Origin of the sequence: Nocardia sp. 852002-20019_SCH5090214 (assembly GCF_001665865.1) — a bacterium.
GTDB classification, from domain to species: Bacteria; Actinomycetota; Actinomycetes; order Mycobacteriales; family Mycobacteriaceae; genus Nocardia; species Nocardia nova.
Genome location: NZ_LZMK01000021.1, coordinates 26,007 through 48,359, shown reverse-complemented (window position 1 = coordinate 48,359; position 22,353 = coordinate 26,007). Strand labels below are relative to the sequence as shown.

Annotated in this window: 18 protein-coding genes; 9 read left to right on the top strand and 9 right to left on the bottom strand. The window is 67.3% G+C overall.

The genetic code is table 11. The features are described from left to right. Window positions 1-121 precede the first annotated feature (121 nt). A complete protein-coding gene (glpX, locus tag A5780_RS02175) occupies window positions 122-1,168 on the top strand; it encodes a class II fructose-bisphosphatase (protein ID WP_063017010.1) in 1,047 nt (348 codons plus the stop codon). A 178-nt stretch (window positions 1,169-1,346) separates the two neighbouring features. Here glpX and A5780_RS02170 read toward each other — a convergent pair whose 3' ends face one another. Next, window positions 1,347-2,336, bottom strand: a complete 990-nt coding sequence (locus A5780_RS02170; RefSeq protein ID WP_156769339.1) for a hypothetical protein — start codon at window positions 2,334-2,336, stop codon at window positions 1,347-1,349. A 562-nt stretch (window positions 2,337-2,898) separates the two neighbouring features. On the opposite strand from A5780_RS02170, the gene A5780_RS02165 reads away from it, so the two are divergent. Together A5780_RS02165 and A5780_RS02160 are read left to right on the top strand one after the other, a co-directional pair. Beyond that, window positions 2,899-5,874 carry an S-layer family protein gene (locus tag A5780_RS02165; protein WP_197521644.1) on the top strand — a complete coding sequence of 992 codons (2,976 nt, stop codon included), beginning with the start codon at window positions 2,899-2,901 and terminating at the stop codon, window positions 5,872-5,874. Between the two features lie 117 nt (window positions 5,875-5,991). Continuing rightward, window positions 5,992-7,398 carry a class II fumarate hydratase gene (locus tag A5780_RS02160; protein WP_063016964.1) on the top strand — a complete coding sequence of 469 codons (1,407 nt, stop codon included), beginning with the start codon at window positions 5,992-5,994 and terminating at the stop codon, window positions 7,396-7,398. Between the two features lie 61 nt (window positions 7,399-7,459). Here A5780_RS02160 and A5780_RS02155 read toward each other — a convergent pair whose 3' ends face one another. After that, a complete protein-coding gene (locus A5780_RS02155) occupies window positions 7,460-8,644 on the bottom strand; it encodes an FAD-dependent monooxygenase (RefSeq protein ID WP_064907575.1) in 1,185 nt (394 codons plus the stop codon). A 96-nt stretch (window positions 8,645-8,740) separates the two neighbouring features. Between A5780_RS02155 and A5780_RS02150 the strand changes: the two genes are divergently transcribed. Beyond that, complete coding sequence (locus A5780_RS02150; RefSeq protein WP_063016968.1) at window positions 8,741-9,454, top strand: TetR/AcrR family transcriptional regulator; 714 nt, start codon at window positions 8,741-8,743, stop codon at window positions 9,452-9,454. 80 nt (window positions 9,455-9,534) lie between these two features. After that, entirely contained in the window at window positions 9,535-9,978 is a 444-nt protein-coding gene (locus A5780_RS02145) for a limonene-1,2-epoxide hydrolase family protein (RefSeq protein ID WP_036505026.1), read from the top strand. Between the two features lie 100 nt (window positions 9,979-10,078). Here the strand turns inward: A5780_RS02145 and A5780_RS02140 are convergent, their stop codons facing one another. The 3 genes from A5780_RS02140 to A5780_RS02130 form a co-directional block, all read right to left on the bottom strand. After that, window positions 10,079-10,936, bottom strand: a complete 858-nt coding sequence (locus A5780_RS02140) for an acyl-ACP desaturase (protein ID WP_064902141.1) — start codon at window positions 10,934-10,936, stop codon at window positions 10,079-10,081. Window positions 10,937-11,056: 120 nt separating this feature from the next. Then, window positions 11,057-11,650 (bottom strand): LGFP repeat-containing protein, encoded by a 594-nt coding sequence (locus A5780_RS02135; protein WP_063910885.1) that lies wholly within the window; start codon window positions 11,648-11,650, stop codon window positions 11,057-11,059. A 256-nt stretch (window positions 11,651-11,906) separates the two neighbouring features. Then, a complete protein-coding gene (locus A5780_RS02130; RefSeq protein WP_030518600.1) occupies window positions 11,907-13,286 on the bottom strand; it encodes a PhoH family protein in 1,380 nt (459 codons plus the stop codon). Window positions 13,287-13,588: 302 nt separating this feature from the next. Between A5780_RS02130 and A5780_RS02125 the strand changes: the two genes are divergently transcribed. Next, entirely contained in the window at window positions 13,589-13,861 is a 273-nt protein-coding gene (locus A5780_RS02125) for a hypothetical protein (RefSeq protein WP_030518599.1), read from the top strand. Window positions 13,862-13,970: 109 nt separating this feature from the next. Here A5780_RS02125 and glyA read toward each other — a convergent pair whose 3' ends face one another. Together glyA and A5780_RS02115 are read right to left on the bottom strand one after the other, a co-directional pair. After that, window positions 13,971-15,269 (bottom strand): serine hydroxymethyltransferase, encoded by a 1,299-nt coding sequence (glyA, locus tag A5780_RS02120; RefSeq protein WP_063017012.1) that lies wholly within the window; start codon window positions 15,267-15,269, stop codon window positions 13,971-13,973. 558 nt (window positions 15,270-15,827) lie between these two features. Beyond that, window positions 15,828-17,024, bottom strand: coding sequence for a hypothetical protein (locus tag A5780_RS02115; protein WP_063016974.1), 1,197 nt, complete (start codon window positions 17,022-17,024; stop codon window positions 15,828-15,830). 264 nt (window positions 17,025-17,288) lie between these two features. Here A5780_RS02115 and coaA point away from each other — a divergent pair, with 264 nt between their 5' ends. After that, window positions 17,289-18,221, top strand: a complete 933-nt coding sequence (coaA, locus tag A5780_RS02110; protein ID WP_064902142.1) for a type I pantothenate kinase — start codon at window positions 17,289-17,291, stop codon at window positions 18,219-18,221. A 27-nt stretch (window positions 18,222-18,248) separates the two neighbouring features. On the opposite strand, the gene A5780_RS02105 is transcribed toward coaA, so the two are convergent. Next, window positions 18,249-18,854 (bottom strand): hypothetical protein, encoded by a 606-nt coding sequence (locus A5780_RS02105; RefSeq protein WP_063016979.1) that lies wholly within the window; start codon window positions 18,852-18,854, stop codon window positions 18,249-18,251. Window positions 18,855-18,947: 93 nt separating this feature from the next. Continuing rightward, entirely contained in the window at window positions 18,948-19,742 is a 795-nt protein-coding gene (locus tag A5780_RS02100) for an isoprenyl transferase (protein WP_063016981.1), read from the bottom strand. 304 nt (window positions 19,743-20,046) lie between these two features. On the opposite strand from A5780_RS02100, the gene A5780_RS02095 reads away from it, so the two are divergent. After that, the gene (locus A5780_RS02095) at window positions 20,047-20,670 is read left to right on the top strand and encodes a hemolysin III family protein (protein WP_064907624.1); all 624 of its coding nucleotides are present in this window, start codon (window positions 20,047-20,049) and stop codon (window positions 20,668-20,670) included. A 105-nt stretch (window positions 20,671-20,775) separates the two neighbouring features. Next, window positions 20,776-22,287, top strand: coding sequence for an adenylate/guanylate cyclase domain-containing protein (locus A5780_RS02090; protein WP_036526294.1), 1,512 nt, complete (start codon window positions 20,776-20,778; stop codon window positions 22,285-22,287). The last annotated feature ends 66 nt before the right edge of the window (window positions 22,288-22,353 follow it).

The window sequence follows — 22,353 nt, the reverse complement described above, 5'->3', positions numbered from 1 at the left end:
CACAGCCGCCTTCACCGGCGCGGACGCTCCTCCCTCGAAGTGGAACAGCAGTACCTGAATGGCCGATCCGACCGTTCTGCGACAATTCACGCAGCAAAACACAACTCGAGGAGGCACCGTCATGACGGCACCCACACCCGCAACCAGTCGCCGCCGCGAGGCCCCGGACCGCAACCTCGCACTGGAGTTGGTCCGGGTGACCGAGGCCGGTGCGATGGCCGCGGGCCGCTGGGTCGGCCGCGGTGACAAGGAGGGCGGCGACGGGGCGGCCGTCGACGCGATGCGGCAACTGGTGGCCACCGTCTCCATGCGCGGCACCGTCGTGATCGGCGAGGGCGAGAAGGACGAGGCCCCGATGCTCTACAACGGCGAGGCCGTGGGCGACGGGACCGGTCCGGAGGTCGACTTCGCGGTCGACCCGATCGACGGCACCACGCTGATGTCCAAGGGTTCGCCGGGCGCCATCTCGGTGCTGGCCGTGGCCGAACGCGGCGCCATGTTCGACCCCTCGGCGGTGTTCTACATGGACAAGATCGCGGTCGGCCCGGAGGCGGCCGACGTCATCGATCTCTCCGTTCCGATCGCGGAGAATCTGCGCCGGGTGGCGAAGGCCAAGAATTCGCTGGTTTCCGACCTCACCGTCTGTGTGCTGGACCGGCCCCGCCACGCTCGCCACATCCAGGAGGTCCGTGACGCGGGCGCGCGCATCCGCCTGATCTCCGACGGCGACGTGGCCGGCGCCATCGCCTGCGCCCGTCCCGATTCGGGCACCGACATGCTGGTCGGCATCGGCGGCACCCCCGAGGGCATCATCGCCGCGGCCGCGCTGCGCTGTATGGGCGGCGCGCTGCAGGGCAAGCTGGCCCCCACCGACGACGCCGAGAAGCAGAAGGCGCTCGATGCCGGTCACGACCTCGACCGCATCCTGACCACCGAGGACCTGGTCTCGGGTGAGAACGTCTTCTTCTCCGCCACCGGCGTCACCGACGGCGACCTGCTGCGCGGTGTGCGGTACTACAGCGGCGGCGCCTCGACCCAGTCGATCGTGATGCGCTCCAAGTCCGGCACCGTGCGCATCATCGACGCCTACCACCGCCTGACCAAGCTGCACGAGTACGCCTCGGTCGACTTCGTCGGCGACGAGACCGCGATCCCGCCGCTGCCGTAATATCTGCCTCCGCTTCGCTCCGGCGGGGTTTCGGCCTCTTGGCCTCGATTTTTCACTCCTCCGGTCAGTCGCTGCGCTCCCTCCCTCCGTCGCTGCAAAATCGAGGCGGCCGAAACCCGTCGACAGGGATCTGCCTCGACGGCGCTCGGGGGTGGGAGCGCAGTGCCGGACTCGCGCCTCACTGCGCCGATTCGATCAGCAGATACTCGAGGCGGGCAGTCTCGTCGCCGTCGTCCCCGACGTCGATGACGGCGACGAACTCGTGGCCACTGACTCGGCGCTGCAAGAGACTCCACGAGCTGGCGAGGTACCAGCTCGCCCCGGTGGTACCTCTCGGTCCCAAGCCGGCGCAGAAAATCCGGTATCGGGTGGGGTGCAGCGCCGGGCTCGTCCGCACTCGCGCGATGATGCCGATGCTGTGTCCTCCGCTCGGACCGAATCGGCTTCCGTCGGTCAACGCCAGTTGCTCCGATCCGGCGGCGCTGTCGTCGAGGGTGAACAGCCGCCGGTCGGCGGTGTCGAGATACCTCCGTGTGCAAGCGTTTCCGGTCAGCCCGAAGGCGATGTAGGGCCGGTCGTCGTGCGCGACAACCTCCCGGTCGCTCCGGACATCGGCCGAGAGGCCGGTCCGGCGCTGAAGCATGGACAACACATACAGCAGTCCGCGAACCTCCCGCTCCGGCAATGCCGCCAGCACATTCAAGCGATGATCGGCCGCGAACGCGCGGAGTCGTCCCTCGACTGCGCACAGGTCGGCAGTATCGACCGCCCGGTGCGCCGGCACGGATCGCAGGGGCAGCTCCAGGGACGGGTAGACGAGAGTTATTCCGCCGGAAATCATCTCGGCGCCGAGAAAAGCCTCGAGTTCGACGTCGATCACGGGACCCGTTTCGCGCGCTCCCGTGCCGAGGGGTGTGGCATCCGCCGTCCGAAACAGATTTTCGACCGTCCAGCCGGGGAACATCTCGGCCAGCACCCGACAGTGGTAGTCACGGGGAAGGCCGACCATCTTGCCCGAAAGCCACTGGTAGTACTGGGTCTTCGCCGGACCGTAGCCGGGCGGAATGGGTGGATCGAGGCGCGCGGCGCAGGTGTCGTACGCCACCAGGAAATCCGCGTGGCTGGTGAGATGCTGTTGCGCCAGCAGCATCTTCAGAACGGTAGCCAAGGAAACCCCCTTACCCCTGCAACCACCGCCCCCGCGGCGGCTCGATCGACAACCGCACCTCACGCGGGGCCGCCGACGCGTGCGGCAACCGGCTGGAAGCCGGTACTGCGCCAGCGCAGGTGCAGGAAATTCCGTTACCGATCCCGCCCATCACGACCACGATGAGCTGCGCGACCCTTTTCCGGGCACGGCGAACGCGATGATCCGCGTGTCCGCATACCGGGTGGTTGCCTTACTCGATCGGTGGCCCACTTTCCATTAAGCCCCCTAACACCGTTGGGCAGCAACGGATCTCCGATCCGTTTTCGTCCGTTTTCCTCAACTGCCACGGACGCCCCGATCGTTCGTCCTCTCGGAGCACGGCCGCACCGACGCCGAAACACGCTGCGGCACAAGATGCTTGCTGATCTTGGAACAGGACGGAAAGGCGATAACGGACGAAAACGAACCGGGCAGAGCGTCCCACAGCATGTTTCACGGACGTTAATTGAAGTAGCGGAAGCACAGAGCAACCCGGGCAGCTATCCGCGCTGCCCATCACAGCAGTCAGGAGGCAAATGCCGTGCCTACCATCACCTCACTCTCGCCGACGTCCGGACCTGCGACCGGAGGAACCAGCGTCACGATCACCGGTACCGGGTTCACCGGCCCCACCACCGTGCGATTCGGCGCTACCGCAACGACTTTCACGATCGATTCGCCGACGCAGATCACCGCGATCGCGCCTTCCGGATCCGTCGGTACCGTACAGGTCACCGTCACCACGTCGGCGGGCACCAGTAACGGATTGCCGTATACCTACCTCGCCGTTCCCGCGTTGAACAGCATCAGCCCCAGCCAGGGGTCGACCGCGGGCGGCACGACGGTCACGCTCACCGGGTCCGGGCTGACCGGAGTCACCGCGGTGAATTTCGGCGCCACACCGGCAACCTCGTTCACTGTGGATTCCGACACCCAGATCACCGCCGTCGCCCCCGCCGGCACCGGAATCGTATCCGTGACGGTCACCGGGCCCGGCGGCACAAGTAACCCGGTCACCTACGTCTACGTCGTCGTTCCGACCATCACCTCGATCTCCCCCACGTCCGGACCTACCGCGGGCGGAAACAACGTGACGATCACCGGAACCGGATTCACCGGCCCGTTGACGGTCCGATTCGGCACCACCGCAACGACATTCACCGTGAACTCCCCCACCCAGATCACCGCGGTCGCCCCGGCCCATTCCGCCGGGACCGTGCAGGTCACCGTCACCGGCTCGGGGGGCACCAGCAACGGTGTCGCCTACACTTACGCCGCGGTGCCCACCTTGACCAGCATCTCCCCCGCGTCAGGATCGGTAACGGGTGGAACCACAGTGGTTCTCACCGGCACGAATCTGACGGGCGCGACAGCGGTGAGTTTCGGAGGCACACCGGCAACCTCGTTCACGGTCAACTCCGCCACCCAGATCACGGCCGTCACCCCGGCGCATTCGGCCGGGACCGTGCAGGTCACGGTGACCACGGCGGGTGGAACGAGTAACGGTGTCGCCTTCACCTATGTCGCGGTGCCGACTCTGACGGCGATAGTGCCGAGCGCCGGTCCGGTTGCCGGCGGGACAACCGTCGTACTGACCGGAACGAACTTGACCGGCGCCACCGCCGTCAACTTCGGCGCCACACCGGCAACCTCGTTCACGGTCGACTCCGCAACCCAGATCACGGCCGTCGCCCCCGCCGGAACAGCGGGGACAGTGCAGATCACCGTCACCACAGTGGGCGGAACCAGCAACGGCGTCGCCTACACCTACATCGCGGTACCCACCCTGACGACGGTGGCGCCGAACGTCGGATCCGTGACCGGCGGCACCACCGTCGTATTGACCGGCACCGATCTGACGGGCGCGACAGCGGTGAGTTTCGGTGGCACACCGGCAACCTCGTTCACGGTCAACTCCGCCACCCAGATCACGGCCGTGGCGCCGGCACATTCGGCCGGGACCGTACTGGTGACGGTCACCACCGTGGGCGGAACCAGCAACGGCGTCGCCTTCACTTATGTTCCCGTGCCTACCCTGACGACGGCAGTGCCGAACGTCGGCTCGGTAACCGGCGGGACGACCGTCGCATTGACCGGCACCGATCTGACGGGAGCCACGGGAGTGAGTTTCGGTGGCACACCGGCAACTTCGTTCACCGTCGACTCCCCCACCCAGATCACGGCCGTCGCTCCCCCCGGGACGGCTGGGACGGTGCAGATAACCGCGACCACTGCCGGTGGAACCAGCAACGGCGTCGCCTACACCTACATCGCGGTACCCACCTTGACGACGGTGGCGCCGAACGTGGGCGCGGTAGCAGGCGGGAACACGGTCGTACTCACCGGGACCGGCCTGACCGGCGCGACAGCGGTCGATTTCGGTGCCACTCCGGCATCGTCGTTCACCGTCGACTCCGCCACGCAGATCACGGCGGTCGCTCCCGCCGGGACGGCGGGGACGGTGCAGGTCACCGTCACCACGGTGGGTGGCACGAGTAACGGTGTCGCCTACACCTACGTCGCCGTGCCTGCCCTGACCGCCATCGCTCCCGGTTCAGGGCCGATCGCCGGCGGCACCACCGTCGTACTCACCGGCACGGCGCTGGCAGGTGCCACGGCAGTGAATTTCGGCGCCACACCGGCAGCCGCGTTCACCGTCGACTCGTCCACCCAGATCACGGCGGTGACACCCGCCGGGACGGCCGGGACCGTACTGGTCACCGTCACCACCGCGGGTGGTACCGGTGACGGTGTCTCCTTCACGTATGTCGCGGCTCCGACGCTGACCGGGATAGTTCCCGGTTCAGGGCCGGTGACCGGTGGGACAGTCGTCACCCTGACCGGAACGAATCTGGCCGGCACCACCGCAGTCGCATTCGGTGCCACACCGGCCACCTTCGCCGTCGACTCGGCGACCCAGATCACGGCAATCGTCCCAGCCGGGACGGCTGGGACGGTGCAGGTAACCGCCACCACAGCGGGTGGCGTCAGCAACGGTGTCGCGTATGCCTATGTCGTGGTTCCTACCCTGATCGCGGCGGTGCCGAACGTTGGCCCGGTTGCCGGCGGAACGAACGTCGTGCTCACCGGCACGGGCCTGACCGGCGCCACAGCGGTGCATTTCGGTATCACGCCGGCGACATCGTTCACCGTTGACTCCGATCTCCAGATCACCGCGGTAGCTCCCGCCGAGTCGGCCGGCACGGTGCTGGTCACTGTCACCACCCCAGGGGGAACGGTGGATGGTGTCTCCTTCACCTATGTCGCGGTGCCCACCCTGATCGCGGCGGTCCCGAATACCGGTTCGGCCGCCGGTGGGACAGTCGTCGTTCTGGCCGGAACAAACCTGACCGGCACCACAGCGGTGAATTTCGGTGCCACGCCGGCCACTTCGTTCGCCGTCGACTCCGATTTCCAGATCACCGCCGTCGCCCCGGCGGGGGTAGCCGGGACAGTGCAGATCACGGCCGCGACGGGTGGCGGAACCAGTAACGGTGTCGCCTACATCTACATCTGACACCGAACGCGGCTGGGCCGTCGGCGGGCTGTTGCCTGCCGGCGGCCCAGCCGCACTGTGCGAAAAGCCTCAGGCGTGGCAGCCCACTCGCTCCGCCAACCGGCTTAGTGTCGAGTTATGACCGACGACCAGACGCAGTACCGCATCGAACACGACACCATGGGCGAGGTCCGCGTTCCGGTGAACGCGCTGTGGCGGGCGCAGACGCAGCGGGCGGTGGAGAACTTCCCGATCAGCGGCCGCGGCCTCGAACGCGCTCAGATCCGCGCCCTCGGCCTGCTGAAGGCCGCGTGTGCGACGGTGAACCGGGATCTGGGGCTGCTCGACGGTGTGAAGGCCGAGGCGATCATCGCCGCCGCGAACGAGATCGCCGAGGGCCGCCACGACGACCAGTTCCCGATCGACGTCTTCCAGACCGGCTCCGGCACCAGCTCGAACATGAACGCCAACGAGGTGATAGCGAGCCTGGCCGCCGCCCGCGGCATCACCGTGCACCCCAACGACGACGTGAACATGTCCCAGTCGTCCAACGACACCTTCCCTACCGCGACGCATCTGGCCGCCACCGAGGCCGTGGTGAAGGAACTGCTTCCGGCGCTGGATCATCTGCGGCTGCGACTGCTGGACAAGGCCACCGAATGGCGAACCGTGGTGAAATCCGGCCGTACCCACCTGATGGACGCCGTTCCGGTGACGCTCGGCCAGGAGTTCAGCGGCTACACCCGCCAGGTCGAGGCCGGTACCGAACGCCTGGTCGCCGCGCTGCCGCGGCTCGGTGAATTGCCCATCGGCGGCACCGCCGTCGGCACCGGACTCAACGCGCCCGCCGGCTTCGGCGCGAAAGTCGTTGCGGAACTGCGCAAGACGACCGGGCTGGACGAACTGTCCGAGGCCCGCAACCACTTCGAGGCCCAGGCCGCCCGGGACGGTCTGGTCGAGATCTCCGGTTCGCTGCGCACGATCGCCATCAGTCTCACCAAGATCGCCAACGATATTCGCTGGATGGGGTCCGGACCGCTCACCGGGCTCGCGGAGATCCAGCTGCCGGATCTGCAGCCGGGCTCCTCGATCATGCCCGGCAAGGTGAATCCGGTGCTGCCGGAAGCTGTTACGCAGGTCGCCGCCCAGGTGATCGGCAACGATGCCGCGGTGGCGTGGGGCGGCGGCAACGGCGCATTCGAACTGAACGTCTACATTCCGATGATGGCCCGCAACGTGCTGGAGTCGATTCGGTTGCTGGCCAATGTGTCTCGCCTCTTCGCCGACAAGTGCGTGGCCGGCCTGACCGCCGATACCGAACGGCTGCGCCGGCTCGCGGAGTCCTCGCCGTCCATCGTCACACCGCTGAACTCGGCCATCGGCTACGAGGAAGCGGCCGCCGTCGCCAAACAGGCACTGCGCGAGAACAAGACGATTCGCGAGACGGTCGTCGATCGCGGATTGATCGGCGAGAAGCTGTCGGAGGAGGAGCTCGATCGCCGGCTGGACGTGCTGTCGATGGCGAAGGTCGAGGAACAGGACTGATCACACGGTCTCCGGATCCGGCCGCCGGGACGCGCCGGGAGGTCGGATCCGGAAGTGCGTTTCAGGCCGCCACCAGCGCCGGATAGTCGCGCAATTCGATGTCGTTGGCGGCATTGTCGGTGTACTTCAGCATCAGGTCGAACATGCGCGAGCCGAGGAACCAGTTGCGCATCCGGATCCCGCGGGCGGTGCGCGGCGCGAGGAAGCGGCCGGCGTTGCTGTTGCCCGCGATCTTGGCGTAGCGCTTCATCAGTTCGTCGTACCGCGCGAAGGCCGCGGTGTGGTCGCCGCCGGCCAGCGCCAGCTCACCGGCCAGCACATAGGCGCCGACCACCGCGAGCCCGGTTCCGAAGCCGCCCAGCGTATTTCCGTACGCGGAGTCGCCGACCAGCGCGATCCGGCCCGTGGTGTAGCGGCCCTTCATCCGGACCTGCCCGATCGAGTCCAGGTAGAAGGAGTCGAGTCCGGACAGTTCGGCCATCATCGCCGGGACCGGTCCCCCGGCCCCGGCGAAGGCCTCGGCCAGCACCCGCCGCTGCGCCGCTTCGTCGCGCCGGTCGTAGCTGAGCCGATCGGCGGCGAACATGTACATGTGCGCGGCCTTGTTGCCGCCGCGGACCGCGAGCCGTCCGGGTTCGCTGTAGGCGAGCGAGCGGTTGCGCTGCCGCGGCCCGTTCGGATCGTGGCCCCAGCCGGCCGCACCGGCGGTGCAGTAGTAGTAGCCCAGGTGCTTGACATAGTCGGCCTCGGGACCGAAGGCCAGCGCGCGCACCCGGGAGTGGATACCGTCGCATCCGACCACCAGGTCGAAGGTGCGGGCGGGCGCGCTCTCGAATTCCACCTCGACACCGGTAGCGGTCTCGCGCAGCGCGGTGACGGAATCGCCGAACAGGTATTCGCAGCGGTCCGCGGTGCGCTCGTAGAAGATCTCGGCCAGGTCCCCGCGCAGGATCTCGACATCGCCACCGGTGAAATCGCCTGACATGACGGCCAATTCGCGGCCCTCCGCGTCGGTGAGGACCATATCGGTCTTGCCGGTCTGCCGGCGGTGGATCTCCTCCCAGACGCCCATCCGCTCGAGCACCGTGCGGTGGGTCGCGCCCTTGAAGTCGACGGCCTGACCACCGGGCCGCAATTCGGGCGCCCGCTCGACGACGGTGACGGCGAAGCCGTAGCGCTGCAGCCAGTAGGCCAGCGCCGGGCCGGCGATGCTCGCACCGGAGATGAGAACTGTCGTATTCCGCATGAGGACCCCTCGGTCAGTAACTGTGTCTGCTGGACGCTAATTAGCGTATGTTGGACGCAGTTTCCCGTCAAGCCCGGATTCGGAGAGGATGGCGTCATGACCGGACCGACTGCCCACGAACTGCTGTGGGGTACTTCGCAGCGCCCCCGGCGCGGCCCCAAGCCGTCGCTGTCGTTGGAGCGCATCGTGACCGAGGCCATCGCGCTGGCCGATGCCGACGGGATGGCCGCGGTATCGATGCAGCGGCTCGCCGAGCGGCTGGGCTGCGCCAAAATGGCGCTGTATCGCTACGTGCCGGGAAAAGCCGAGCTCACCGCGTTGATGCTCGACTATGGCATGGGACAGCCGCCGCAGGTCGAGGCCGCCGAATCCGACCCCGAACCCTGGCGCGAGGCGCTGCGGCAGTGGTCCTACACGATGTACGAGCGCTATCGGGCGCATCCGTGGACCATCGAACTCACCGCCGGCGCGCGGCCGCTCGGCCCGAACGAACTGGGCTGGATGGAGGCCGCACTGGCCCCGCTGGCCGGCACGGGTCTACGGGGCTCCGAACGCCTCGACACGGTGGTGCTGCTCAACGGCCACGTCCGCAGCCTGGTGCAGCAGACCGCCGCGACCGGCCCCGAACAGGCCGAAAGCGAGATGACCCGGCAGGTCGGCGAGGTGCTGGCCGCTCATGCCGACCGCTATCCCGAGGTCGTGGCCGCCTTCGCCGACACCCCCGCCGACGATCGCAACGCGGCCCTGAGCTACGGCATCGAGCGCATCCTCGACGGAGTGGCCGCCCTGATCGCCCGGCGCCGCGGCTGAACCGCGCCGAACACCCGACGACGAGCCGAAACGAGCCCGATCATCCCCCGTCCGCGCCCTCGCACGCCTACAGTCGGACTATGGCCGAATTACCGGAGCTACAACAGAACGCCGTGACCACGGTGCGCGAGTTCTTCGCCGCGATGGAAATGAGCGCGGTGAACGAGGCGCTGGATCTGCTGGATCCCGACATCGTCTGGAAGAACACGTCGCTGCCCGATATCCGGGGCATTCACCGGGTCGGCGCGGTGCTGCGCGGGCTCAGTCGCGATGCGTTCGGTTTCCGCGCCGATATGCACCACATCGCCGCGGAAACCGACGGCGCGCCCGCGGTCGAGGGCGAGACGGTGCTGACCGAGCGCACCGACTACCTGCGCATGGGCCCGTTGGAAATCGGGTTCTGGGTATGCGGCACGTTCGAACTCGTCGACGGCCGCATCACCCTGTGGCACGACCACTTCAGCTGGGAGAACTTCCTGCGCGGCACCGCGGCGGGGATCTGGAACCTGGTCCGCCGGCGCTGAGCACGCGCAGCCGAGCGGCGCCCGGCGCGGACCGAGGATCCGCACCGGCCGGTGCTCGAGGTCGTGGTGCGCGCACCGGCACACCACGACCGTCGCGACATCAGCCGCGCAGGTGGGCGATCTCCGCCCGCGCCGCCTCACCGGTGGTACCGAAGTCGGTGCGCGAGAAGATGTTCCAGCGTTCCAGCAGAGGCGCGAAAACCAGCTCACCGGCGCGCTTCGGTTCGTAGATGCCGGCCTCGGCCAGGACGTCGGTACTGTTGCGGCCGTCGCGCAGGGTGAGTTCGGGAACCCGGAACTCGGCGATCCGATCGGCGATCGCCCGCATGGCCTGATCCGGCACCAGGTCCAGCGCCGCGGCGACCAGATTGCCGAAGAACTCCGACTGCAATTCGTCGTCGAGCGCGATCCGGTCCGCGATCGCCGTCACCATCGGATTCTCCTGCAGCGCGGCGATATTGCGATGCCGCACGGCCGAGGCGGACTCCTCGAAGGCGCACAGCGCCAGCACATCGAGCAGATGCAGCGGCGGCCGGCGGAAGCCGGTGGTCATATGCTCCATCCGCGCGCGCTCGAGTTCGACCGGATCCAGCGCCCGCGTCACCATCAGATAGTTGCGGATGAGGATCTCGTGGCGGTTCTCCTCGGCCGTCCACCGGCCGACCCAGCGCCACCACGGCCCGGTGCGCAGGTACTTGCCGAGCTCGCGATGGTACGACGGCAAATTGTCGGCGATCAGCACGCTCACGGTGAGCGCAACCGTGGCAACCTCGCCCAGGGTGGCCTGTTCCGGATCCCAGTCGACACCACCGAGGAAGCCGAAATTGCGTCCGTCACTGAAGGGCACGTATTCGTGCGGCTGCCAGACCTGCGCCAGTTCGGTGTGGCGCCGGAGATTGTCTTCCACCGCGTGCGCGAGCGATTCCAGCAGCTCACGATCGGTCAACTGAGTTTGCACCCCGACAAGGTACCGGCTGCCCGGGCCGAACGGGGGAATTACGCGCGGACGTCGTGCGATACACAGCGGCGCGGCCCGCGAGACCGTGACGATGCCTCGCCGCCGCGCCGCGCGGGTCGCCTACTTGGCGGTTACCGTGGTCTGCCGATCGGCGGAGTTCCAGGTGATCGTGCCGCCGGTGAAGTCGCTCTCCTTACCGGTCGGGTTGTCCTTCTCGTCGCTGGTCGGATAGCCGAGCTTGCCGTTCACGCCGCCGTTGCTCTCCCAGGCCGTGCGGATATCGCCCCACACCACGTGGGCGTCGGTCTGCTCGCTCCAGCAGATCGCACCGCCGGTGAACTCCTGACAGGAACCACCGTTGGGCCCCTGGACCGAGGCGCCGGTGGGCTCGCCGAGCGGGCTCTGCACACCGCCCATGTCGGTGTACTTGGTGAGGATGTGGCCGGAGACCGCGATCTCCTGGCCGTTCTGGGTCGCGATCTTGGTTTCCGTGGCCGCGGCAGCGCCCGGCGGCGTCTCGCCCGGCGTCATGGTGCCCGTAGCCATGGTCCCGGTAGCCATCGCGCCGGTGGTCTCGGCAGCACCGGCATGGGTCGTGGTGGTACCCGAGCTGTTGTTGTCGTTGTTGTCGTTACTGCAGGCGGCGGTGAACAGCAGCGCCGTCCCGGCGAAGGCCATCACAACGGCGGCGGAACGTCGAGCGAAGTGGTGCATGTTCATCCTCTCGGAAGGTGAAGGCAGACAGTGCCGCATGCGACACCACCGACCCACAGGCCAGCGCTCGGCAATGATCCGGCGAACCTATCCGACACACCGACAATCACGTCGAGCAGGGTTCTTGCGGAAAGATACCCGCCACCGTGTGATCTGAACCATATTCCGAATGTTTGCTGGGACACACCTTTTGCCGCCGAGGCGGTAGCGGACCTGTTCCGCTACCGCCTCGGGGTTTTCGCTCGGCCGGCCGCCGTCAGGCGTTGGGCCCGTATTCCTCCAGCATCTCGGTGACCAGCGCGGCGATCGGCGAGCGCTCGCTGCGAGTCAGCGTGACGTGAGCGAAAAGCGGGTGGCCCTTGAGCTTTTCGATCACCGCCGCGACACCGTCGTGGCGGCCCACCCGCAGGTTGTCGCGCTGAGCGACGTCGTGGGTGAGGACCACCCGCGAGCCGCTGCCCAACCGGCTGAGCACGGTGAGCAGCACATTGCGTTCCAGCGACTGCGCCTCGTCCACGATCACGAACGAATCGTGCAGCGACCGGCCGCGAATGTGGGTGAGCGGCAAGACCTCCAGCATGCCGCGGGCCAGCACCTCCTCCATCACCTCCGGGCTCGCCAGGCCGTCGAGGGTGTCGAAGACCGCCTGGGCCCACGGACCCATCTTCTCGCTCTCACTGCCGGGCAGATAGCCCAGCTCCTGACCGCCGACCGCGTACAGCGGCCGGAAGACCACCACCTTGCGCTGAGAACGCCGTTCCAGCACCGCTTCCAGGCCCGCTGTGAGCGCCAGGGCCGATTTGCCGGTGCCGGCCTTACCGCCCAGCGAGACGATGCCCACACTCTCGTCCAGCAGCAGATCGAGGGCGATGCGCTGTTCGGCGGAGCGGCCGTGCAGGCCGAAGGCCTCCCGATCGCCGCGGACCAGCTGCACCCGCTTGTCCGCGGTCACCCGCGCCAGCGCGCTGCCCTTGGCGCCGAGCAGCCGAATCCCGGTGTGGCAGGGCAGGTCCCGGGCCTCGTCCAGATCGATGACCGAATCGGCGTAGAGCCGGTCGACGCACTCGGCGCCGACCTCGAGCTCGGTCATTCCGGTCCAGCCGGAGATCACCACGTCCTGGGCATGGTATTCCTCGGCGGGCAGGCCCACCGCGCCCGCCTTCACCCGCAGCGGAATGTCCTTGGACACCAGCACTACTCGCTGCCCCTCGGCGGCGAGGTTGAGCGCACAGGCGAGGATGCGGGAATCGTTGGTGTCGGTGCGGAACCCGACCGGAAGCACCTCCGGGTCGGTGTGATTCAACTCCACCTGCAGCGTGCCGCCCTCGGTGCCGATCGGGACCTGCAGGTCCAACCGGCCGAATTCCAAACGCAGATCATCGAGATTGCGCAGGGCTTCGCGGGCGAACCAGCCGAGTTCGTGATGGTGCCGTTTGGCCTCCAGTTCGCTGATGACCACCAGCGGTAACACCACGTGATGTTCACCGAAACGCGTCATGGCCCAGGGGTCGGACAACAACACGGAGGTGTCGATCACGAAGGATTTGCGGGGCGAGGTGCCGGCTCCCTTTCCGGAGCCTCCGCTCTTGTCGGAGCGGGCTTTCGAGGGAGCGATGACGGAGCGTGCATCAGTCACGGTGGGCTCCTTTGTTGTCCGTGCCATACCCGCACGGACGTTCTCGCTGGGCCGGTCCGCCCTGGGGTCAAACGACCCGAGGGCCGGGTACCGGCCCTCTCGTACTGAGTTGCTCAGCCACGATCAGAACCTCCCGGACGAGCCACACCGACGCGGCTCGCACTTCGACGGTACTGCGATTTCGCGATTCCGGCTCCCGAGATGACAGGCGTGTCGATGAATAGGTAGTGAACGCCGACCGGTAGCTATCGGTCAGCTACGGAGTTGCCCGGCCACCCGGCCGAACCCGCTAGAGTCGCTACATGAGCGATGTGGCAGAGCTGGAGAAGCTGTCGTCGAAGGAACTGCACGACCGAGCGGTCAAGCACGCCGTCCGGCACGGCGACGTCAAGTTCCTGTGGCGGCTGCTGGAGCAGATTCCGGCGGCGGAGGCCGCCACCGGGAACATCGGTGAGAGCGAGGCGGACATCAAGTACGTGCTGCCGATGCTCGACGACTACATGCACTCCGGTGAGGGCGAGATCGCCGAGGCCTTGCGGCCCATGTACATCGAATACCTGAGCACCCGCGACTGAGCGCTGCCGGACCGACCGCGAAGCGAGATGCCCTGGCGGACAAGGGCACTCACAGATCGACCCCGGCGGCCGGGTCCGGCTACCGGGGTCGATCGCACTGCGGTACGGCTCAGCCGAGCAGCTTCCAGTCCTCCAGGCCGTCGTAGAGCGGGAAGTCCTGGGCCAGCTTGGACACTCGCGCGCGCAGGGCGGCGAGATCGGCCTTGCCCGCGAGCGCGGTGGCGATGATGTCGGACACCTCGGCGAATTCGGTGTCGCCGAAGCCGCGGGTGGCCAGCGCGGCGGTGCCGATGCGCAGGCCGGAGGTGACCATCGGCGGACGGGGGTCGAACGGAACGGCGTTGCGGTTCACCGTGATTCCCACCTCGTGCAGCAGATCCTCGCCCTGCTGGCCGTCCATCTGCGAGTTGCGCAGATCCACCAGCACCAGGTGCACATCGGTGCCGCCGGTCAGCACGGTGACGCCGTTACCGGCGACATCGGCGGCGGTCAGGCGCTCGGCCAGGATCTTGGCGCCCGACAGGGTGCGTGCCTGGCGCTGCTTGAACTCCTCGGTGCCGGCGATCTTGAAGGCGGCGGCCTTCGCGGCGATCACGTGCATGAGCGGACCGCCCTGCTGGCCCGGGAACACGGCGCTGTTGAGCTTCTTCGCGTACTCCTGCTTGGCCAGGATCAGACCCGAACGCGGACCACCCAGGGTCTTGTGCACGGTCGAGGACACCACATCCGCGTGCGGCACCGGCGAGGGGTGCAGACCGGCGGCGACCAGACCGGCGAAATGCGCCATATCGACCCAGAGGTAGGCGCCCACCTCGTCGGCGATCTCGCGGAACGCCGCGAAGTCCAGGTGACGCGGGTAGGCCGACCAGCCGGCCACGATCACCTTCGGCCGGACCTCGCGCGCCTGCTTGCGCAGCTCGTCCATGTCGACGCGGTGGTCTTCCTTGCTCACCCCGTAGGCGTGCACCTCGTAGAGCTTGCCGGAGAAGTTGAGCCGCATGCCGTGGGTGAGGTGACCCCCGTGCGCCAGATCCAGGCCGAGCAGTTTCTCGCCCGGATTCATCAGCGACATCAGCACCGCGGCGTTGGCCTGTGCGCCCGAATGCGGCTGCACGTTGGCGAATTCGGCGCCGAACAACTCCTTGACCCGCTCGCGCGCGAGATTTTCCACCACGTCGACGTGCTCGCAACCGCCGTAGTAGCGGCGACCGGGATAACCCTCGGCGTATTTGTTGGTCAGCACGCTGCCCTGTGCCTGCAGCACCGCGCGCGGCACGAAGTTCTCGGAGGCGATCATCTCGAGGGTGTCGCGCTCACGGGCGAGTTCGCCCGCCATCGCGGCGGCGAGCTCGGGATCGAGATCGGCGAGCGACTGGGTGTTGACAGAGGGGGCGGTCGTCTGGGTCACGCGCACAGTCTATGTGGTGGCCCCCGGCCGCTCCGTTGTGCCCCGCACCGGTGCCGGACACGGCGACCTCGATACCCGCCGAGGCGTAATAGCGACTGCACACCGGCCCGTTGCGCCCCCATAAAACGGGGCTGCCCACTGTGTAAAAAAGGCGTAACATTCGCCGCGCTGTCGACGACTGTGACAGCGTCATCGACTCATTCGATCACATCAGGGGTTCACATGCTGTTTTTCACCGCGGGTACCGGTAACTCGATTCAGGACATGCTTTTCGCCATCCTGAAGTCCGCCTGCACCATCTCCTCCGGCGGCAACGCCGGGTGCGCGGGCTGGGGCGCGTAGTAGCACCGACACCCTTCGGCCGGGTTCGCGAGTCGGGGCGCGGATCCGGTCGGCGCTCGAAATCGGATTTCCGGCGAATTGCTCGATAGCCCCGAACCGGATACTGCGATGCCGATCACGGTCACCATTGTTTGCCGTGCTAACTATTTCCGCGTACGGACATCGCCACCGAATGTCCGGGGCCGAATATTCCCCGATTCTCGCTACGGCGCGTCCTCACATCCTGCGCAGCGCCGCCGGCGTCAGCGGCTCGTCGAGCAGCCGGCCGAAGCGCGCCACCCGATCGTCGGTGTCGACCGCGCGATCCAGCCATCCGCCCAGTAGGCGATACCCCTCCACATAGGTGCTGATGTAGGCCCGCCACAGCGGCGAGGACAGAAAACGCAGGGACTGCCGCGCGCGCTCGGGTGTGGTCAGACTCCAACGCTGCAGGAATTCGGCGACCTCGTCGGCACTGCGGCCGCGATCGTGCAGCAACAGCGCCGCATCCTGGCGGACCGCCAGCAGTTTCGCCGAGGCGCTCGACAGTCGTTGTGCGCGTTCGCCGTCGAATCGCAGGCCGAGGTCGGCGTAGATCTCCTGCGCCCAGATTCCCCAGTCCGGGCCGATGATCGATTTCAGCGCCAGATCCGCCAGCCCCTCGGCCATCAGGCATTGCGGCGTGTTCACCACGAACAGCGTCTGCTCGTCCTGTCCGGCGGCGACCAGCCCGGCCTCCTTGCGGCAGTGTTCGGTGTGGTGACCGGGATAGGCCTCGTGCGCGATCAGCGCCGGCAGCTGCGCCATATGTTGTTTGAGATCGGAATTGATCGCGACCCGGGACCGGAAATTGCCGAGGTAGTAGTTGAATCCCGACCACGGTTTGTCGCCGACGATCTCGTATTCCACCTGCTCGTGATCCGGCAGCGGATAGCGTTCGCGCACCAACTCGCGCAGTGCGCCCGAGAACGCCTGCACACATTCGGTGAGGCGCTGCGGCGGAATCTCGTCGGCGCGCCGATGTGCGGTCATCCGATCCAGCAGCGAGCCGTCACCGGCCAGCACCTCGTCGAGCTGCCGGTGCGCGTCCCGATAGTCCTCGACGTCACCGAGGGCGATATCGACGTCGAAATAGGACCGCACCTCCTCGATGAAGGAGATGTCGTCACCGGCGAACTTGCGTCCCGAACATTCCAGCGCGCGCAGATGCGCCTCCAGGAATTCGGCGCGCTGCTCGCTCAGCCCGGCCTCGGGCAGTTCCTTGCGCAGGGCCGCCGCCCGGTCGGCCAGTTCGCGCGGCTGCGGCGCGGGCGCCGACTCCACCGCCCGGCGCAGCGCGGGATCGCCGGTGTAGGCGTCGACGAAGCCGGGTTCCAATCGGTCGAATGCCAGTCCCAGGCGCAGATATTCGGTGACGAGCGGATGCGCAGCCATGACATCCGACGATAGCCGCTTCCCCGTTCCCGGCCTCGCCGGCGACCGAAACCCGTCGGTCGAGAGAGAAATGTCACCCAGGGTTACCGGCGAGTAATAACACCCCGCGTTCGGCGCGGTGCCCACTCCGAGGAGAATTCGCCTATGCGAGGACTGTCGAGCGCATTTCACCGCGCCGGGCACGGCACAGGTTCATCGGTGACGTCGTTGCGGGTGGTGGCGCGCCCGCCCAGCGGGGGAACTCCGGACCGGGAGTGTGCGTAGGTGGCCCGGATGAGCGAGCCGAGTCCGTATGTCGAATTCGATCGCAAACAATGGCGCACCCTGCGTAAATCGACTCCGCTGATCCTCACCGAGGAAGAACTGATCGGCCTGCGCGGTCTCGGCGAGCAGATCGATCTCGAAGAAGTCGCCGAGGTCTATCTGCCGCTGGCCCGATTGATCCATCTCCAGGTCGCCGCCCGGCAGCGGCTGTTCGCCGCCACCGCGACCTTCCTCGGGGAAACGCATCCGGATCATCAGGTGCCGTTCGTCATCGGCATCGCCGGCAGTGTGGCGGTCGGTAAATCGACCACTGCCCGCGTATTGCAGGCGCTGCTGGCGCGCTGGGATCACCATCCGCGCGTCGATCTGGTCACCACCGACGGATTCCTCTATCCCACCGCGGAGCTCACCCGGCGCGGCATCATGCACCGCAAGGGTTTTCCGGAAAGCTACAACCGGCGCAAGCTGCTGCGCTTCGTCACCGAGGTCAAATCCGGTGCGTCCGAGGTGTGCGCACCGATGTATTCGCATATCGCCTACGACATTCTGCCGGACCAGTTCCACTGCGTGCGCCAGCCCGACATCCTCATCATGGAAGGGCTCAACGTCCTGCAGACCGGGCCGCGGCTGATGGTTTCGGACCTGTTCGACTTCTCGATCTACGTCGACGCACGCATCGAGAATATCGAGCGGTGGTATGTCGATCGCTTTCTCTCCCTTCGAAAAACGGCGTTCGCGGACCCGCAGTCGCATTTTCACCACTACGCGAAGTTCAGTGATTCCGAGGCGACCATCGCCGCCCAGGAGATCTGGAACGCCACCAACCGGCCCAATCTGGTGGAGAACATCCTCCCGACGCGGCCACGCGCAACCCTGGTGCTGCGCAAGGATTCCGACCACAGCATCAACCGGATCCGGCTGCGCAAGCTCTGATTCGGTTCCTTTCGACGAGTTGGCGAATCAGGCCGGCCAGGCCGCGTCCAGCCGTGCGGCGACATCGATATCGCGGACGGCCGCGATATGCGGTTGGCGAATCTCGTTGGCCACATAGCGGGCGACGAACCGGCGGATCTCGTGATCGACGCTGGCCAGCAGCCGCAGCAGTTGGCCGCGCCGGGTCGTGGTGGCCACATTGATCCGCACATCGCCCGGACGCGGTTCGGCGATATCGATGAGGATCCGCAGCGGCGCCGCGGTGCGCACCGTCAGGTGGACGTGGACGAAACCCCTGACCTCGAAGCGGTGGCGATCGACGGCCAGATCCAGCAGCAGATCGATATCGAGCGGGATGGCGAGCTCGAAGCCGACGACCTCGCCGACCGAGCGCTCCAGCACCGGATCACCGAGTCGCACCTGCGCCGAGGCCTTCGCCAGATGCGCCGGGCCGACCCCGATCGGGCCGAAATCGAATGCGCTACCTGCCAATTGGGCGAAAACAGCGGATATGCGCTGTTCGGACGCCGCGTAGGCCACGAATCGCCGGCCGAATTCGGCATAGGTGACGTAGGGCACCGGCGCTCCGGCCACCTCCGTCGCACCACCCGGCCCGCCCCGCATCTCGCTCATGTTCGCGACGGTACGCGAGCACACGACCGGATCGGGGGATGATCATGCAATGCAACACATCCTGCGCCGGGCCGTTATCTGCGGCCCGCCCGCTCACACTCCGTAACGGCGATGCCGCGCGGCGTAGTCGCGCAGCGCGCGCAGGAAGTCGACGCGGCGGAACTCCGGCCAGTAGGCCTCGGTGAACCAGATCTCGGAGTAGGCGCTCTGCCACAGCAGGAAGCCCGAGAGCCGCTGCTCTCCCGAGGTGCGGATGACCAGGTCCGGATCGGGCTGACCGGAGGTGTAGAGATGCTGGCCGATCGCGTTGACCGTGATCGACTGCACCAGATCCTCACCGGTCTCCCCGGCCGCGATCTCCTGCCGCACCAGCGAGCGCACCGCGTCGGCGATCTCCTGCCGGCCGCCGTAGCCGATGGCCACGTTCACGTGCACACCGCCACGACCGTGCGTTTCGTCGGCCGCCTTCTGCATGCGGCGGGCGACATCCTCGGGCAGGCCCTTCAGCGACCCGACGATGCGCACACCCCAGTTGTTCTCCGGCGCGGACAGCTCCTCGACCACATCGGTGATCACCTCGAACAGGGTTTCCAGTTCGTCGGCGGAGCGGCTGAGATTCTCGGTCGAGAGCAGATACACCGTCACCATCTCGATGCCCTCGGCCTCGCACCAGCCGACCAGTTCGGCGATCTTCAGCGCACCGACCCGGTGGCCGTGGGTGACGTCGGTGAAGCCGTTCTCCCGCGCCCAGCGGCGATTTCCGTCACAAACGACCGCGACGTGACGCGGATGCTGTTTGCCTGCCAGCTGTTTCGACAGCTGCGCTTCGTAGATGCGATAGGGCAGGTTGCGCACCTTACCGCTGAGCACCCGACTAGCAAGCTTCACGGCTGCCAACCTTATCCACCTCTCGCGTGCCGCCCGAGTTCTCCGCCAATTTCTGCTGCGCAGGAATGGCAGCGGACACCACGAATCAGTTCCCCGGTTCCGATCGACCCTATCGCGGCGGCGTCCGGCACGCGGAGCCTACTGCCGGTACAGTGGCTGAAGAACTAACCTACGCAACCGTAGGTTACTCAGGAGGGAACTAGTGTCCGAATCGGTGAGCTCGGCAAATCCGGTCCGCGGGGAGGTGTCCACACTCGAGCATCTGGCCGAGAAGGGGCTGCGCACCCTGGCCGTCAAACCGCGGATGCGCGGCTGGATCCACACCTACGCGGTCGGCGTCGCGGCCATCGCCGTGGCGGTGCTCGTCGCGTTCTCGGCCACTGTTTCCGCCACCGCGGGCTGGTCGACGCTGGTCTACGGCGTGACCGTCTGCGGCATCTTCGGCATCAGCGCGGTCTACCACCGGGTGACGTGGCAGTCCGCACGCACCCGGATCCGGATGAAGCGCGCCGACCATTCGATGATCTTCCTGTTCATCGCGGGAAGTTACACACCGTTCGCCCTGCTGGGGCTGCCCGGCCGCACCGGGATCACCCTGCTGAGCGTGGTCTGGGCGGGTGCCGTCGCCGGGGTGGCATTGAAGGTGCTGTGGCCGACCGCGCCGCGCTGGGTCGGGGTGCCGCTGTACCTGCTGCTGGGCTGGGCCATCGTGCCGGTCGCCGCGACGCTCACCCACAATGTGGGCGTCACACCGATGGTGCTGTTGCTGATCGGCGGCATCGCATACAGCGTCGGCGCGATCCTGTACGCCGCGAAATGGCCGAATCCGTGGCCGGAGGTCTTCGGTCACCACGAATTCTTCCACGCGGCAACGGTTCTCGCTGCCCTGTGTCATTACGTCGCGATCTGGTTGGTCGTATTCTCGTAGGGCAAGATCACCGGTAACCTGCCGCGGCCGTACGGGCGGGTTCTATGCTCGTTCGTGCCAAACGTCCGAAACCGGTAATACCGAACCAGACCACTGCCAGGGGCTATGACCAGTCGACTCGTGCTCTGGGCCCTGCGTGCGCGCTGGGGCCTTTCGACGGTGGTGATGGTCTGCAATCTGGGCGGCCTCGCGGTGATCGTCGTCGAATTGTGGTTGAGCGGATTTCTCGGCAACCTCGGCGAGGACTGGCTCAGTGCCGTGGCCCAGACCGCGATCTATCCGGTGATCGGCGCACTGGCCGGCATCGTGCTGGCGGTGCGCGACCGGGTGTACTACTTCAGCTGGATCGATCAGACCCGCCGGCCCACCCGTCCCGAGGCCGAGCGACTACTCCGACTACCCATCGCCATCACAGTGCGGGCGCTGGCCATCTGGATACCGGGTGTCGCCATCGCCACGGCCTTGTTCGCCCAGGTGGTGCCCACCCGGGCCCTGTGGGCGATCGGGGCGATGTTCTTCCTGGGCGGGCTGGAGTCGGCGGGCTTCACCTTCCTGGTGGTGGACCGGCTCATCCGGCCGACGATCCCGGTCATCGCGCGGGTGCTCGGCGGTACCTCGCACTGGAGTGCCACGGTGCTCAACCGGCTGGTCATCTCCTGGGCGGTGGCCGGGGCGATGCCGCTGCTGATGTTGATCACCGTCCTCGGCGATCCGGTGGCCGACGCCACCGATCGGGTGCGGACCGCGCTGTACATGTCGCTGGTCGGCCTGCTGGTCGGGGCGCTGACCACCGCCACGCTGGCCCGGTCGGTGGCGGCGCCGCTGGGGACGCTGCGGCGGGCGCTGGACCGGATCGCGCGCGGGGAACTGTCCGCGCGGGTGCCGATCACCAGCGCCAGTGAGATCGGGCGCCTGGAACTGTCGGTGAACGAGCTGGCCGAGAATCTGTCCGAACGCGAACGCATGCGCGACGTCTTCGGCCGCCACGTCGGCAACGAGGTGGCCGAACGCGCACTGGCCGGCGGCGTCGACCTGACCGGCGATGTGCGGGTGGTGACCGCGCTGTTCGTGGACGTGACCGGATCGGTCGAGATGTCGACCGAACTCGCGCCGCGCGAATTCGTCGATCAGCTCAATCGCCTACTGGCCGTGGTCGTCTCGGCCACCGAGGACAACGGCGGGCTGGTCAACAAATTCGAGGGCGATGCGGCGCTGTGCATCTTCGGCGCCCCGATCGCTCTGGGCGACAACGCGACTCCCGCCCTGCGCGCCGCGCGGCGCATCCGCGACGAGGTGGCCCTCGGCGGCGAATTCGATATCGGCATCGGCCTGGCGCGCGGCAGCGTCTTCGCCGGCGACGTGGGCACCGACACCCGGCTGGAATTCACCGTGATCGGCGACGCCGTCAATGAGGCCTCCCGGCTCACCACCGAGGCCAAGGAGGTCCCCCGCCGGATCCTGGCCAGCCAGGCCGTGATCGACGCGGCGACCGAATCCGAACGTTCCCGGTGGGTGCTCTACGACAAGATCCAGCTGCGCGGCCGCCGGGAGCCGACGGCGTGCTGGACCGATCGCAAACCGGTGGGACTGGGCGCGAACGCTCCGGTCGAGGAGTGAGGGCGGCTGCGCCGGGCCGGATGCCGCGCACCCATCGTCACCACGTGAACCTCTCGCTACCTCCGA